The sequence below is a fragment of the Fodinicola acaciae genome, assembly GCF_010993745.1.
Taxonomy (GTDB): domain Bacteria; phylum Actinomycetota; class Actinomycetes; order Mycobacteriales; family HKI-0501; genus Fodinicola; species Fodinicola acaciae.
This window is the reverse complement of record NZ_WOTN01000004.1, coordinates 157,894-172,307: the sequence shown is the minus strand read 5'-3', so window position 1 is coordinate 172,307 and position 14,414 is coordinate 157,894. Positions and strand designations below refer to the sequence as shown.

Below are 14,414 nucleotides of genomic sequence, written 5' to 3'. Positions count from 1 at the left end.
GTCCGCACCTCCGCGTGCTGTGAACGATCATCGAGAGACCGCGCCGTGAGTCTAGGGCTCTTTCCGCCGGCATGTGCGGTTAGGCACGCTCCGGCGGGTGGAATGTGGCCACTTGAGCCTATGTCGTCGGCCACCCCCGGCCCGGCATTCTGTCGTATCCCCGCCGTAGGCTCTGCAAGGTGACTGGTGTCGTCAGCCCCGCCAAAACCAAGCCGGAGTCGGCGCTGGCGCTCACCCGCCGGGCCCGCAAGATGCACAAGATCCTCGCTGAGACGCATCCCGACGCGCACTGTGAGCTGGACTTTCGCACGCCGCTGGAGCTGGCGGTGGCGACCATCCTGTCCGCGCAATGCACCGACAAGCGGGTCAACGAGACGACCCCGGCGCTGTTCGAGCGCTATCGGTCGGCCGCCGACTACGCCGGCGCCGACCGGGTCGAGCTGGAGGAGATGATCCGGCCGACCGGTTTCTACCGCAACAAGACCTCCTCGCTGATCAAGCTCGGCCAGGCGCTGGTGGAGAGGTACGACGGACAGGTGCCGGGCCGGCTGGCCGACCTGGTCACCCTGCCGGGCGTCGGCCGCAAGACCGCCAACGTCATCCTCGGCAACGCCTTCGACGTGCCGGGCATCACCGTCGACACGCACTTCGGCCGGCTGGTCCGCCGGTTCGGCTGGACCGCCGAGGAGGACCCGGTCAAGGTCGAGCACCTCGTCGGCGAGCTGATCCCGCGCAAGGACTGGACGATGCTGTCGCACCGGGTGATCTTCCACGGCCGCCGGGTCTGCCACGCGCGCAAGCCGGCCTGTGGCGCCTGCACCCTGGCGTCGCTGTGTCCGTCGTACGGCACCGGTCCGACCGCGTACGCCGACGCCGTCAAGCTGCTCAAAGGCCCGCGCGTCGAGGAACTGGCGGCGATGGTCAAGCCATGAGGTGGCTGGCGGCCATGCTCGCCGTGGCCGTGGTGGCCGGTTGCGCCGCTGCGCCCGTGCCGTTCCAAGGCTCCGGCTTCGCCGCGTGTCCGCGGCCGGCCGCCGGGGGGAAGCTGCCGGCGGTCACCGTGACCTGCATGGACGGCAGCGGACAGACGGTCAGCCTGGACCGGCTCACCGGCCGGCCGATGGTCGTCAACCTGTGGGCCTCCTGGTGCGCACCGTGCGGCCAGGAGATGCCGGCGTTCCAACGGCTGCACAGCAAGGCGCGCGACAATCTCGTCGTGCTCGGTGTGGCGACGAAAGACGACCCGACGAGGTCGGTGCAGGCGGCTCAGGACGTCGGCATCCGGTTCGCGAACGTCTTCGACCCCAACGCCGCGGTGGAACGCGGCCTGGGTCGCGCCAACCTGCCGGTCACCGTCTTCGTCGACGCCAAAGGCGCCGTGACCTACCTGTACGCCGGTCCGGTGCTGACCGACAAAGCGCTGGCTGACCTGGTCAAACGGTATCTCGGCGTGGTCGTCGGATGAGCCAACCAGCGGAGCCGCCGGACTGGATGCGAAAGCTCGCCGACGCGGTCGGCGAGGGCCTGGAGGGGCCGCTCAGCAACTATCGGCGCGTGACGGCCGCGGTTGGCCGTACGGCCGCCGTGTTGATGCTCTTCGGCGAGAACGCGCCGGACGCCAACGGCGACGGGGTCGTACCAGGTCCGGACCTGTTGCTCCTGCAGCGGGCCGATACGCTGCGCAACCACGCCGGCCAGCCGGCGTTTCCGGGTGGTGCCGCCGATCCCGGCGACCGCGACCTGGCGCACACCGCGCTCCGTGAGGCGTACGAGGAGACCGGCCTGGACACCACGACCGTACGGGTGCTGGGTCAGCTCCGGCCACTGCCGGTGCCGGTGTCGAAGTTCCTGGTCACGCCGGTGCTGGCGTGGTGGCAGCGGCCGCATCCGGTGGCGCCGGTGCACGCCGCAGAGGTCGCCACGGTGACCCGCGTACCGGTGTCGGAGCTGGCCGACCCGGCCAACCGCGTGATGGTCCGCCATCCGTCCGGCTACCAGGGGCCGGGCTTCCAGGTGCGCGGCATGCTGGTGTGGGGGTTCACCGGGTTTCTGGTGGCCGCGCTGCTGGATCTGGGCGGTTGGACCGTACCGTGGCACGCCGAGCGGGTCCGGGACGTTCCATCTACGGCGAGAGACCGCGGGCTCGAGGAGGGACGCCGGTGACCGGCAGCGTGTTGGACATCGTCCTGGTGGTCATCGCCATCCTCTTCGCCATCAACGGCTATCGGCAGGGTTTCGTCGTCGGCCTGCTGTCCTTCGTCGGCTTCATCGGTGGCGCGTTGCTCGGCCTGCAGCTGGCGCCGCTGCTCGCCGAGCGGGTCAACGACCAGCTGTGGCGGCTCGTACTGGCCCTGGTCGTCGTGTTCCTCGTCGCCAGTGCCGGACAGGCGCTCGCGGTGATCCTCGGCTCCGCATTGCGCGACCGGCTGCACAACCACGGTGCGCGCGCGGTGGACAGCGTCGCCGGTGCCGGCCTGTCGGTGATCGCGGTGCTGCTGGTCGGCTGGATGGTCGCCGTGCCGCTCGCCCGCGCGCCGTTTCCGGGTTTGTCATACCAGGTCAGGCACTCGGCGATCATCCCGGCGGTGAACGGCGTCGTACCGCCGCCGGTGCGGCAGCTCTACATGAACTTCGCCGACATCATCGACTCCGGCGAGTTCCCGGACATCTTCGACCCCCTGACCCCGACCAAGGTCCCCAACGTCAACGCGCCGGACGCGGCATTGGCCAGGTCTCGGGTCGTGCTCAACTCGTGGGAGTCGGTCGTCAAGGTGGTCGGCGACGCACCGAGCTGCGGCAAGCAGCTGGAGGGCTCCAGCTTCGTCATCTCGCCGCAGCACGTGCTCACCAACGCGCACGTGGTCGCCGGCGTCACCGAAAACCTGCACGTCATCGACAAGCAGGGCCACCGGCTGGACGCCAACGTCGTCTACTTCGACCCCGAGCGCGACCTCGCGGTGCTGTACGTGCCGGACCTGGCCGCCAAGAAACTCACCTTCGACGACTCGGCGTCCAACGGCGCCGACGCGATCGTGCTCGGCTATCCGGCCGACGGCGGCTACACGGCGACTCCCGCGCGGATCCGGGACAACCGCTCGCTGTATGGACCCGACATCTACAAGTCGCAGCGCGTCACGCGCGACATCTACTCGCTGCGCGCCCAGGTGATCGGCGGCAACTCCGGCGGTCCGCTGATGAGCACCGACGGCCAGGTTTACGGCGTGGTCTTCGCCGCGTCGCTGGACGACGCCGACACGGGCTTCGCGCTGACCGCCAAGGAGGCGCAGCCGGTCGTCGACGCCGCCTCCCGGCTCACCACCCCTGTCTCCACGCGCACCTGCACGCACGAATGAGCGGCGGATTCACGTCGCGAGCCAGCGGATGAGGTGCGCGGTGACCTCGGCAGGCGCCTCTGCGTGCGGAAAGTGGCCGACGCCGGGCACCAGCTGCCACTCGTACGGCCCGTCCGCGTAAGTGCGGGCAGCGGCGGCGGTCGCCGGCAGGACGTACGGGTCGGCCTCACCGTGCAGCTGCAGGACGGGCTGCGCCAACGGTGTCGCCAGCAGCCGCGCAAACCGCCAACCGCTCGGCCGCACCATCGACCGGCCGGCCCAGCGGTGGTATTCCAGCGCGCAGAATGCCGCCTGCCGGATGCCGAAGGCCTGCCGGCAGACCGGCTCGTACGCGGCGAAATCCGCCGTCCGCGTCCACTGTGGACCGGAACGGGTGCGCAATCGGGTCCCGATTGCCGCGCCGCCGTCGCTAGTCAGCCGATGCTCGTAGCGCGGCAGCTGGAAGAGCGCGAAGTCGCGGTCGCGGCGCAGGTCGGCGATGCGCGGGCGAGCACTGCCGACCAGCGCCAGCTGCCGGACCGTACGCGGATGCAGGCAGGCGGTCGACCAGGCCAGATAGCCGCCGAGGTCGTGGCCGACCACGGCAGCGTCGCGCTCGCCGAGCGCGCGTACCAGGCCGGCGATGTCGGCGGCGAGCGTGTAGCCGTCGTATCCGCGCGGTGGTTTGTCGCTGCCGCCATAGCCGCGCAGGTCCACCGCCACCGCGCGATAGCCGGCGGCCGCGAGCGGCGCCAGCTGGTGGCGCCAGGTCCACCAGAACTCGCCGAAGCCGTGCAGCAACAACACCAGCGGTCCGTCACCGGTCTCGGCCACATGGAAGCGGCTGCCGTTGGCGTCGACGCCGCGGTGCCGCCAGGGACCGTCGATGAGCACCAACGAGTCGTCGGCTCGCTGCACCGATCCAGCGTGTCACACGGAGGTTGGCGGGCGGGACCGGTTGCGGATACATAACCAGGCTATGTAATCTCAAGGGGTGAGCGTCGACGTACGCGCGGTCGACCCGTTCCGGCTGGGACTGGGTGAGGATCCGCGGCGCGCGGTCGCGGACGGCCTGGTCGACACGGCCAGTCGGCTGATCCGCCTGGTGGCGCGCGAGCGCGTCGGTGCCGGCACGCTGTCGACCTCGCAGGTGCTGGTGCTCGCGCTGCTGGACGAGCTCGGTCCGACCCGGATCAGCCGGCTGGCCGACTACGAGCGCTGCTCACAGCCGGCGATGACCGCGCTGGTGGCGCGGCTGGAGGCGCAGGGCCTGGTGACCCGCCGGTCCGACGAGTCCGACCGGCGCGCCGTGCTGGTCTCGGTGACGTCGTACGGCCTGTCCCGGCTGGACGAGTCGCGCGACGCGCTCCGCGTCCGAATTATGGCGATCCTGGACGATCTGACCGCCGAGCAACAGCGTCGGCTGGGTCGTGCGGTCACGGAAATTCAGTCACTTTTAGGGCTGTCCGGCGGGCCGTCCGCCGGGATAGGTGATAGAAACCACGTGTCCGGCTCCGGGCCGGACGCCTGACTCGACGTCGTGTGGAAGCCGAGGAGGCGACAGCGGTGGGATACGAACCGGTGAGGGACCCCGCTGGATCAGCGCACGGTGAGGAATCGTTTTCGCCGTCACCCGCGCCGGTCATAGCCGGCTTCGACGGGTCCGCGTCCAGTGAGCACGCGCTGGCGTACGCCGCCGGCCTGGCGCGCCGGCTCGGCACCCGGCTGGTCGTCGTCTACGTACGCTCCACCGGCACGGTGATGCCGACCGGCTTCGGCGCCCTCGACGTGCTGCCTGACGACATCGCCGACGCCGACCTCATCGGCCAGGTCGGCGACGTGCTGTCCTGCTGTGTCGTGCAGTGGGAACTGGTCGAGCGGATGGGATCGCCGGACCGTGAGCTGCTCGCCGTCGCCGACGAGCTGCGCGCCGACGCCGTGGTGGTCGGCCGGTCCGCGTCGCGGCTGCACCGCCTGGTCGGCTCGGTCGCCGGCCGGATCGTCCGCCGCTGCGACCAGCCGGTCGTCGTCGTCCCCTGACCACGGACGACGCAACCGGATTCCGATTGCGTCGTCGGATGGCGGTTGACCTGCGGCGATGTCTCGCGAGGTGACAATCGGACACTAGCTCGAACGCGCGCGTACGCGCAGGACGATGCCGGCGACCACCGCCGCGATCACCGACCCGACCATGACCGCGAGCGTAATCCGCTCGCCGCGCGCGCTCTCGCCAAACGACAGCTCGGCGATCAGCAGGCTCACGGTGAATCCACAGCCGGCCAACAGCGACACGGCCAGCAGGTCTCGGATCCCCATCCCGTCCGGCAGCCGCCCCAGCCGCAGTCGTACGGCCAGCAACGCACCACCGGCGACGCCGACCAGTTTCCCCACCACCAGCCCGACGATCACCGCGATGGCCACCCGGTCGGTGAAAAGACCGCCAAGCGCTTTGCCGTCGACGGGGACGCCGGCGGCGAAAAACGCGAACAGCGGCACGCACACACCGGCCGACAGCGGACTGAGCAGGTGTTCCATCCGTACGGCCGGCGGCAGGTCCTCGTCCGCATCGGTGCGTACGCGCGTGAGCAGACCCAACGCGATGCCGGCGAGCGTTGCGTGCAGTCCCGACGCGTGCACGGCGATCCAGACACCGAGCACCAGCGGCAGATAGATCCACGTGCTGCGCACGCGGCCATACTGGAGCAGCCAGAAAACCGCCAGCAGCACCACGGCGATCCCCAGTGCCAGCAACGAAATCTTGCCGGTGAACAGCGCGGCGATCAGCAGGATCGCGCCGAGGTCGTCGACGACGGCCAGCGACAGCAGGAAAATCCGTACGCCCGGCGGCAGGCCCGGTGCGCTGATCGCCAGCACCGCAAGCGCGAAGGCGATGTCGGTCGCGACCGGCACCGGCCACGCCGCACCGATGCCGTCGGCGCCGAAACCGACCGCGAGGCACACCACCGCCGGCACGACCATGCCGGCCATGGCGGCGATCGCCGGCAGCGCCGCCCGGCGCGCCGACGAGAGCTCACCGGTGACCAGCTCGCGTTTCAGCTCGCAGCCGGCGACATAGAAGAAGACGGCGAGCAGGCCGTCCTTGGCCCAGCTGGACAGGCTCAGCCGCAGATGCAGGACGTCCGGCCCGACGGTCAGCTTCTGGATCGACTCGTACGCGCCGGCCAGCGGCGTGTTGGCCAGGACCAAGGCGAGAGCCGCGGCGGCCAACAACAACGCGCCGCCGACGGTCTCGGTGCGCAGCAGTCGCGCCAACTCCGCCGCCGCGATCGCGGCGGCACGGCTGGGTTTGGACACGCGGCGGGCCATTGCGCCAATACAGCACAGATCGCGCCGCTCAGCGAAACGGAGTCGTCAGGACTTCTCGCCGAGCACCGGCGGCGGCGCGTCGGTGTCGTTGCCCCACACCATCTCGTCCTCGGTCAACCAGGTCTCGTATTCCTCCGGCTGGTCGTCCTCGCCACGGCGACCCGCTCCGGCACCGCCACGAGTGCCTTTGCCAGCGCCTTTCTTCGCGCCGCGGGCGCCACCGACGCCGAGGTTCTGGCCGGAGCCGGTGCCGAACAGGCCAGCGGCGCCACCGGCACCGGCGGTGCCACCGGCCAGGCCGGGAGCGCCCGCGCTCGCGCCACCGATGCCGGCGGACGCGAGGCCACCACCGCCGAGACCGGTGGCCGGCAGTGCGCCGACCCCACCACCGGCGAGGCCGGCTCCACTCGGCGTGTGCGTGCCGACCGGCGGCGTACCAACCGTCGAAGGCGGCGGCGTGGTCGTCGGCCGGTCCTGGTCGAGGTTCGGCGGATCGGACACCGGTGTGGTCGTTGGCCCGTGCTTGGGATCCGCCGGCTTGTCCACCGTCAGGTGCGCCGGTGCGCCCGTCGTGCCGGGACCGGCGCTGGTGCTGGTCAGCGTCGGGCTGCTGGTGTTGACGTGGGTTGGCAGGTGCGGCGGCTGCTGCGGCACCTCGGCGGTGGCGTTGACGCCGGCGCCGGCCAGATACTGCGCGTACGTCGAGACGACCTGCGCGGCCTTCGCGTGCGCGGCCTTGCGCTGCTGCTCGTCCCGGTCGTGGCCGAAGATGCCGCCGACGATGCCACCGGCCACCGTGCCGACCGGGCCGGCGATGACCGTACCGGCCGCGGCGCCGGCCGCCGCGCCGCCGATCGTCGAGTCGTTGTCGTCGGTGTCCTTCGGGTTCGGCATGTCCTTCAGCGCCTGCGCCAGGTGCGGCTTGAGACCGCTCAGCGTGTGGAACGTGGTGCTGAAGTCGTCACCGAGCTTCTCCGCGAAGGTCGAGATCGCGCCGACCGCAGTCTTGTATGCGTCGAAGGCCTCGCCCTTCCACACCTGCTCGAGCTTGCGCAGGTCGCCGCCGATGTCGCCGGCCAGCGTGTGCGCGTCGAGCCGCTGCTTGTCATACAGCGCGGCGGCGTCGTCGAAGTCCTTGCCGGCCTTACCCTCGTGCAGCTGGTTGTAGAGCTGCTCGTGCGGGATCTTGCTGTAGTCGGTCTTCAGGTACTTGTCCGCGGTCATCTCACACGGCCCCGTTCGTGTTCTGGTCCTTCTTCGGGTTCAGCGTGGTGGCGATGGTGTCCACCCGGTCGGCGATGTCGGCGGCGTTGGCGTGGTTGAGCGCCTCCACCGTCTGGTAGTTCTTGATGATCTGGTCGGTGCCGGTGAGCGCCACGTCGAGCGCGTCGCGCAGCTTGGTGACCCGGTCGAGATAGGCGGAGTTCTTCGTCCGCATGTCGCTGGCGTAGAGGCTCGCGTCGGCGAACCCGCCGACCGGTGGCCTGCTCGGCTGCAGGTGGTTGGTCACCGCGGTCACGATCGCCTGCGCCTGCTTCTGCCGCTGCGCCAACGCCTTACGAAAGTCCTGCAGCGAGTGGATGTCGAACTCGACGCTCATCGTCGATCTCCCCGTCGTCATCTGAAGGTCAAAGGCCGCTTCACCGGACAGCGTAGCCGGCCGTGACAACCTCGTGCGGTGGTTTGTCCACAGGCCGTTATCGACCGGTAACGACCGCATTCCTGGCCGCCTGGATCGACAGCGTCGGCCCGGTCGGCAGCAGGCTGAGTACGTTCGTCGACACCGCCTGCGGCGTCACGTCGCCGTAGCCGAGCGCGCCGAGGTCGGTCTGCGAGGCGATCGGGAAGCGTACGCCGGAGTCGGTGACCAGATAGAGCGTGCCGGTGGTGACACCGGGCGCCGGCAGGTCGCGTACGACCGCGCCACGGCCGCCTGGCACGTACACCCGGTCGGCGGTCGGGGTGGTCGCCGTCGAGTTGGACGGCGGCACGGTCGGATCCTTGTCGGTGAACGCCGGCGGCGTACTGGCCAGCGTCGAGATCCGCACGTCCGAGCCGTTCGAACTGGACAGCGACGCGCAGACCGTCGAGGTCGGCGCGTTCATCGCGGCGAGCTGCGGCACGTCGCCGAGCGGATAGCCCTTCGGCACCACCGACTGGGTCTGCGACTTGGTCGCCGACGCGTACGTCGTCGGGTCCAGCTGGATCGGCTGCCCGCCGGCAAGCATCAGCTTGGCCGCCGTCGCCGGCAGCACCGCCAGGCCGTCGGACAGCACGACGAAGAACTGCGGTGTGTTACCGAGCTCGACGACGTCGCCGATCCTGGTGGCGCGGCCGCCGATCGGCGGGCCGGCCTGGCCGGCGTTGTCGATGGTCGGCTTGGCCAGGTCGGGGCCGGCGGGCACGGCGTTGAGGAAGGCCGCTCCGACCTCGACCACCGACGCTGTGGCCCAGCCGAGCGACGCGCGCTCGACGTTGGCGTCCGGCACCTTCAGCCGCTGGTTGTTCCACAGCAGGAAGACGTCCGAGGAGCCGGTCGGCTGCACGAGTACGCCTTTGTCGCCGAGGTCGTCGCCGTTGATGCCGCCACCGACCGACACTCCGACGTATTTCTTCTGACCGGTGGAGGGGTCCACGATCGTGCCGGCGCACACCGACCACGGGTCTTTCAGCAGCTGCTGCGGACTGGGCAGCAGGTCAGGAGCGCCGACGATGCCGTACGCGGCGCCGCGCGGCACGTCGGCCAGCGAGTTGCGCGAGACGGTGTTGACCGGCGGATTCGGCGAACCGACGATCAGCAGCGCCGAGGAGAAGTTGAGGATCGGCGAGAGCCTGCCGTCGTGATAATAGAGCCGGGTGCCGGTCTCCTTCTCGATGGTGATCGACTGGGAGTTCTTCCAGCTGGTGTTGCCGGACGGGTTGATGAAGCCGATGACCCCGACCGCGGCGACCACCAGCACGGCGATCATCACCGACCCGAAGGTGGACAGGCCGAGCCGGCGCATCGGCAGCTCGTTGGTCTCCGGCTCGCCGAACAGCAGCGCGGACCCGATCCGCCGGGTGACGAACCGGTACGCCTCCAGTTGCTCGCGGCGTGAGGTCACGTCCGGACTCCCCGTTCTGGCTCTCGCCTGATCTGTCGCCAGGCGTCCCTACAATACGGGCTCATGTCGATCCCTCCGGCCAACCCTCCGGCTCAGCCGCCGGCCGCACGAGGTGCCGCCAGGGTGGGCACGCCGGGTCAGCCGCCGCCGAGCGGTCCGGTCCGGCCGGTGGCACAGCGGCGCCGTGGCCGGCTCGGCGCGGTCGCCGTCGGTCAGGTGGTGACGCTGCAGGTCGCCGCGGCCGGTGTGCTGCTCGGTCTCGCCTTCGGGCCGATCGGCCTGGCCGCAGGTGGGTTCGTCGCCGTCGTCCTGTTGGTCTTCGCGTTCGTACCGACCGGCGGCCGGTGGCTGTTCGAGGCGATCGGCCTGCGCTGGGAACTGGCCGGCCGGCGGCGCCGCCGGCCGCGGCCGAACGTCGAGGATCCGCGGCTGCGCGCGCTCACCGAGTTGGCGCCGACGTTGGTGCTGCACGATGTGCTCGACCGGATGAACAGGGTCGGCATCGGCTCGGACGGCGACGGCTGGTTCGCCGCGATCGCGATCGCCAACCCGGTCGGCCTGCGCGCGGCCGGCAGCGCCGGGCTGCCGCTGGACGCTCTGGCCGAGGTGCTCGTCGAAGGCGGTGTCCGAGGCGTACGCATCCAGCTGGTGACACATGCCGTGCCGGCGCCGACGGCGCAGCTGCCGGCGGCCAGTCCGGCGGTCGCCTCGTACGCGCAGCTGCCGGGCCTGGACGCTGGCGCCATCGCCGCTCAACGGCACACCTGGCTGGCCGTACGACTGCCGGCCGAGGTCGCGGCGGCCGCGGCGGCGAGCCGGGGTGGCGGTCCGGACGGCGTGGCCAAGGCGCTGGCGGCCACCGTCGGCCGGCTGGCCAAGGTGTTCGCGGCGGCCGGCGTCGACCACCGCGTACTCGACGCGCCCGCGCTGTTGGACGCGCTGGCTCGGTGCTGCGGCGTCGACGCGGCCGGGTTGACCGCCGAGCGCCGGTTCGACGAGCGCTGGGACCACGTCGCGGTCAGCGGTCTCGCGCACCGCACCCTCGCGGTGAGCCGGTGGCCGGACCAGCGTCCCGGCGAGCCGGGTCTGATCGCCGCGCTCGCGCGTACGCCTGGGGCGAGCACGACCGTGGCGCTCACGATGGACGACCCGGTCGACGGCGTCGCCGGCATCCGTACGGCGATCCGGCTGGCCGCGCCGTCGTCGGTGCTGCCGGCCGCGGTCGACGCCGCGCGCGGCATCGCGCAGCGCGCCGGCGCCAGGCTGAGCGCGTTGCCCGGTCAGCAGGCCGCCGGGATGTATGCAACGGCACCGACAGCGGGGGGATTGCGATGACAGGTCCGGGCCAGCCGCCTCCGCCGCGGCCAGGCGGTCGAGCGTCCGTACCACCGCCTCCACAGGGACCTCCTCCACAGGGACCTCCTCCACAGGTGCCGCCGCCGCAGCCGCGACCGGTGCTGCCGGCTGGTGGCGCTCCGGTCTCCGGCGCCGCACCGGCGTCCGGATCGGCCGGACCGGCATCCGGCCTCGGCGTCGTGACGCGGCCAGGCTCGGCGCCGTCGGGAGCGGTGTCCGGCGGCCCGTCCTCCGGCACCTCACCGGTTTCATCGCCGGTCTCGCGCGGCACCGTCTACGGTCGCGGCCTGCGACCGCTGCGGCCGACCGATCCGGACCTCAACCTCGGCACACCGGCCGCCGCTCAGTTGCCGGCGCACGGCCTGGCGGTCGCCGAGCTGGACCGACTGGCGTTTCCGGTCGATCCGGCCGGTGTCCTGCTCGGCGTGGACGTGGAGACCAAGCCGGTGGTCGTACGGCTGTTCCGCGAGCAGTCGACCCGGCTCACGCTGATCGGCGGCCTGTGGATCACCCGGGTCGTCCTGTTTCGCGCGCTGGCGGTCGGTGCGCGGATCGTCATCCAGACCCAGCGGCCGGAGGCGTGGCGTGACTGGGGCCTGTGGGCGACCGGCGAGCGCGATCGCGTGCAGGTCGTACCAGCCGCCGAGGCCGCGATGGTCGGCGGCACGGCGTCGGCTCCAGGTCTGGTCGTCAACGACACCGGCAACAGTCCGCGGCCGGTCGCGCCGGCGCTGGGGATGTGGCAGACGCAGCTGACCGTGCTGCCGGAGCTGTCCGCGTACGGTTTCGGCGCCGTCGGCGAGTCGGACCTGGTGATGATGCAGCGGCTGTCGCCGATCGAGGCCTCGGCGGCACGTGCCGTGCTGCGCCTGACGCCGCATACCGCCGGCCTGATGCAGGCGATGCGCGACGACATGATGGCGCTGCTCGGTGGCGGCGCCGACCGCTACCTGTGGATGAACGCGACGAAGATCGAGCAGGAGGCCTTCGGCCGGCCGCGCCGCGGCGACTGACCGCGGTGCAATCGGATTCCGATTGTGTCGCTGGGCTCAGCCGTTGAGGCCGTGCACGTACGAGTAGAGCCCGAGCACACCGACCACCAGCGGCACGATCGCCACCACCAGCAGCACCTCGATGATGTCCAGCGCGCGTCCCCAGAACGGCGAGAACCGCCGGCCCGGTAGCACGAGGCCGGTCAGCAGGATCACGATCACCACGGCCAGCATGCTGGTGACGACCACCGCCAGCCGGATCAGCAGATTGCCGCCGGCCGCGGCGCCCAGCGCGAGCAGACCGAGGCCGACCAGACCGGTGATCAGTACGGGCAGCCGCTGGCTCGTACTGCGGAGGACACGTGCGCGCAGCAGCAGCGCGAAGGCGATGACCGCGCACAACGACCACGCGTAAACCGAGCCGTCCAGCACGAGCAGTGCCTCGGTCACGCCGACGATCAACGCGGTCGCCACCAGCAGTGCGGTGAAGAACCGGTCGGCGAGCTGGCTGCGCCGCAGCACCTGTGCGCCTGGCACCGTCTGCGTGTCGGTCTTGAGGTCCTCCGGGCCGGTCGGGATCGTCGGGATCGGCAGCCGAGCCAGCCGGAAGGACAACAGCGGCAACGCCGGTGCGGCCCCCATTGCCACGGCTGAGGCGACCGCCGCCACACCTGCCGCGCTGGCCGGCGTCAGCACGACGAACGCCGCGCCGACCGCTCCGAAAAAGCTGGCGATCGCGATCGCCAGAAACAGCGGCACCGACTCGGCCACCGCCAACGCGACCAGGATCGCGACCACGGTCATCAGGGTGAATCCGACGAGCACGTGCGGCGCGCCGAGCTGCGGCAGCGTACGAGAGCCGCCGAGCGCGAGCAGACCGGTCACGAACGCGTACGGGATGGCCATCACGCCGAGCACGCTGCCGGTGCGTGCGTCGGACAGAGCGCGAGAGATGACCGCCGACGCACCGATCAGCCCGATCGTGACGAAGCCGGCGATCGCCGCGCCGAAGAACTGCGGTGGCCCGGCAGTGGTGATCACCACGGCCATCAACACCAGCCCGACGACCGCCGCGGTCAACCCGGCCAACCGGCTGGTCTGCTTGTCCCACCGGCCACCGCGGTCGTTGCTGGCGGTCGCGATCGCGTCCACCACGTCGTCGAACACCGCCTCGGGCGGCGCCGCCGAACGCGGCGTGAAGTGCAGCTGCTCGCCGTCCCGGATCTCCAGCTGTACGCAGCTGCGACCGGTGTCCAGCGGCGCCGCGCCGAGCCGGGACAACGCCCAGCCTCCGTTGGCCCAGCCGGACTCCGCCATCTCCTCGCCCGCGTACCGGAGGAGCGTCGGCACCAGCTCGGCCAGTGGCACGTCCTCCGGAAGAGCGAGGTCGATCCGGGTCTTCGGCGCCACCACGGTGACGCGACACAGCCCTGCGCCTGCGCTTGGCACGATCGTCCTCCCCGTCATTCCCGGCAGTGCGCAGACTACTCACCGCAGGCCAGGCCGGCACTGACCTCCCCGGCCCGCGACAAGCGGTAGGCGGGTGACGCGGGGTAGTACGGTGAGGCCGCGACAGCCTGCAACGGGACAGGGGAGTTCCGCTCAGGAATACCCGGGAAACCATTGTGACACCGATGCGGCGAAGCCGTACGACCTGAGCGGACCGTGAGGACTTCCAGAAGTTGACGATCCACTACAAGAGCCCCTCCATCTACCGTGAGCCAAAGGGCTGAGTGGCGATGAACAGCTCCGATCGGGGTGCCGACAAGATCGTTGTATGTCACCGGTCAATTCGAGCGACAGGGCTGGCGGGTTTTTGCATAGCCGCTGCGATCGTCGGCATCGTCTCGGTCGTGGTCGGCGCGTCGGGAGGCCCGGCGCGCGGTCCAAACGACATCCTCACCTTCATCGGGTCGATACGGATCGGTTTGGTTGTCGCCGGCGGCCTGATCGCTCTCCTGTCGGTCGTCCTGTACATGAGCACCGGCCAGTTTGGAGCGAGCACCTTTTCCGCTTCCGGAGTCGTCGTCGCGCATCGGCTGGGTCGCCATTTGCGACTGGCGTGGTCAGATCTCGAAAGCATCGACGTTGTTTCCGGGCCGCGAGACAGATTTCTCGTCCTGGTCAACCTGCGCACATCGGCCGTTGGCCGCTCGACCGGCCGGGCCGGAAGGATTTGGGCTGGCGAGCTGAGCGGTGCTGACACGGATATTCGGTCCTTCGTCGAGGACCTGCGGCAATGGACTTCCGTACCTGTGCGTACCCCGGCGTTTCCCGACGGCGAGACATCATGATGTGTCCTC

15 protein-coding genes are annotated in these 14,414 nt (G+C 70.7%); 9 read left to right on the top strand and 6 right to left on the bottom strand.

The genetic code is table 11. The features are described from left to right. Positions 1–251: 251 nt before the first annotated feature. From nth to GNX95_RS36040, 4 genes are read left to right on the top strand one after another with little or no spacing between them, the layout of a single operon-like run. The gene (gene nth, locus GNX95_RS36055; RefSeq protein WP_163513760.1) at positions 252–932 is read left to right on the top strand and encodes an endonuclease III; all 681 of its coding nucleotides are present in this window, start codon (positions 252–254) and stop codon (positions 930–932) included. Beyond that, positions 929–1,465, top strand: a complete 537-nt coding sequence (locus GNX95_RS36050) for a TlpA family protein disulfide reductase (RefSeq protein WP_163512286.1) — start codon at positions 929–931, stop codon at positions 1,463–1,465. Before nth ends, GNX95_RS36050 begins: the two co-directional genes overlap by 4 nt. Continuing rightward, positions 1,462–2,163: an NUDIX hydrolase gene (locus GNX95_RS36045; RefSeq protein WP_222854210.1), complete on the top strand. Its 702-nt coding sequence runs from the start codon at positions 1,462–1,464 to the stop codon at positions 2,161–2,163. The genes GNX95_RS36050 and GNX95_RS36045 overlap by 4 nt, the downstream gene beginning before the upstream one ends. Beyond that, positions 2,160–3,353 (top strand): MarP family serine protease, encoded by a 1,194-nt coding sequence (locus GNX95_RS36040; RefSeq protein WP_222854209.1) that lies wholly within the window; start codon positions 2,160–2,162, stop codon positions 3,351–3,353. Before GNX95_RS36045 ends, GNX95_RS36040 begins: the two co-directional genes overlap by 4 nt. Before the next feature lie 9 nt (positions 3,354–3,362). On the opposite strand, the gene GNX95_RS36035 is transcribed toward GNX95_RS36040, so the two are convergent. Next, on the bottom strand, positions 3,363–4,250 hold the full coding sequence (locus tag GNX95_RS36035; protein ID WP_163512285.1) for an alpha/beta fold hydrolase: 888 nt from the start codon (positions 4,248–4,250) through the stop codon (positions 3,363–3,365). A gap of 76 nt (positions 4,251–4,326) precedes the next feature. Between GNX95_RS36035 and GNX95_RS36030 the strand changes: the two genes are divergently transcribed. Beyond that, complete coding sequence (locus GNX95_RS36030; protein WP_163512284.1) at positions 4,327–4,863, top strand: MarR family winged helix-turn-helix transcriptional regulator; 537 nt, start codon at positions 4,327–4,329, stop codon at positions 4,861–4,863. Between the two features lie 50 nt (positions 4,864–4,913). After that, positions 4,914–5,372, top strand: coding sequence for a universal stress protein (locus tag GNX95_RS36025; protein ID WP_163512283.1), 459 nt, complete (start codon positions 4,914–4,916; stop codon positions 5,370–5,372). 84 nt (positions 5,373–5,456) lie between these two features. Here the strand turns inward: GNX95_RS36025 and nhaA are convergent, their stop codons facing one another. The 4 genes from nhaA to eccB all read right to left on the bottom strand — a co-directional run bounded on the left by nhaA (position 5,457) and on the right by eccB (position 9,763). Then, the gene (gene nhaA / locus GNX95_RS36020) at positions 5,457–6,647 is read right to left on the bottom strand and encodes a Na+/H+ antiporter NhaA (RefSeq protein ID WP_163512282.1); all 1,191 of its coding nucleotides are present in this window, start codon (positions 6,645–6,647) and stop codon (positions 5,457–5,459) included. Positions 6,648–6,704: 57 nt separating this feature from the next. Continuing rightward, a complete protein-coding gene (locus GNX95_RS36015; RefSeq protein ID WP_163512281.1) occupies positions 6,705–7,883 on the bottom strand; it encodes a hypothetical protein in 1,179 nt (392 codons plus the stop codon). 1 nt (position 7,884) lies between these two features. Beyond that, complete coding sequence (locus GNX95_RS36010) at positions 7,885–8,259, bottom strand: hypothetical protein (protein WP_163512280.1); 375 nt, start codon at positions 8,257–8,259, stop codon at positions 7,885–7,887. A gap of 97 nt (positions 8,260–8,356) precedes the next feature. Further along, positions 8,357–9,763 (bottom strand): type VII secretion protein EccB, encoded by a 1,407-nt coding sequence (gene eccB, locus GNX95_RS36005; protein ID WP_163512279.1) that lies wholly within the window; start codon positions 9,761–9,763, stop codon positions 8,357–8,359. Between the two features lie 63 nt (positions 9,764–9,826). Here eccB and eccE point away from each other — a divergent pair, with 63 nt between their 5' ends. Together eccE and GNX95_RS35995 are read left to right on the top strand one after the other, a co-directional pair. Beyond that, positions 9,827–11,098: a type VII secretion protein EccE gene (eccE, locus tag GNX95_RS36000; protein WP_163512278.1), complete on the top strand. Its 1,272-nt coding sequence runs from the start codon at positions 9,827–9,829 to the stop codon at positions 11,096–11,098. 95 nt (positions 11,099–11,193) lie between these two features. Beyond that, positions 11,194–12,132 carry a hypothetical protein gene (locus tag GNX95_RS35995; protein ID WP_163512277.1) on the top strand — a complete coding sequence of 313 codons (939 nt, stop codon included), beginning with the start codon at positions 11,194–11,196 and terminating at the stop codon, positions 12,130–12,132. A gap of 36 nt (positions 12,133–12,168) precedes the next feature. On the opposite strand, the gene eccD is transcribed toward GNX95_RS35995, so the two are convergent. Further along, positions 12,169–13,560 carry a type VII secretion integral membrane protein EccD gene (gene eccD / locus GNX95_RS35990; RefSeq protein WP_222854208.1) on the bottom strand — a complete coding sequence of 464 codons (1,392 nt, stop codon included), beginning with the start codon at positions 13,558–13,560 and terminating at the stop codon, positions 12,169–12,171. Positions 13,561–13,850: 290 nt separating this feature from the next. Between eccD and GNX95_RS35985 the strand changes: the two genes are divergently transcribed. Further along, positions 13,851–14,405: a hypothetical protein gene (locus GNX95_RS35985; RefSeq protein WP_163512275.1), complete on the top strand. Its 555-nt coding sequence runs from the start codon at positions 13,851–13,853 to the stop codon at positions 14,403–14,405. The last annotated feature ends 9 nt before the right edge of the window (positions 14,406–14,414 follow it).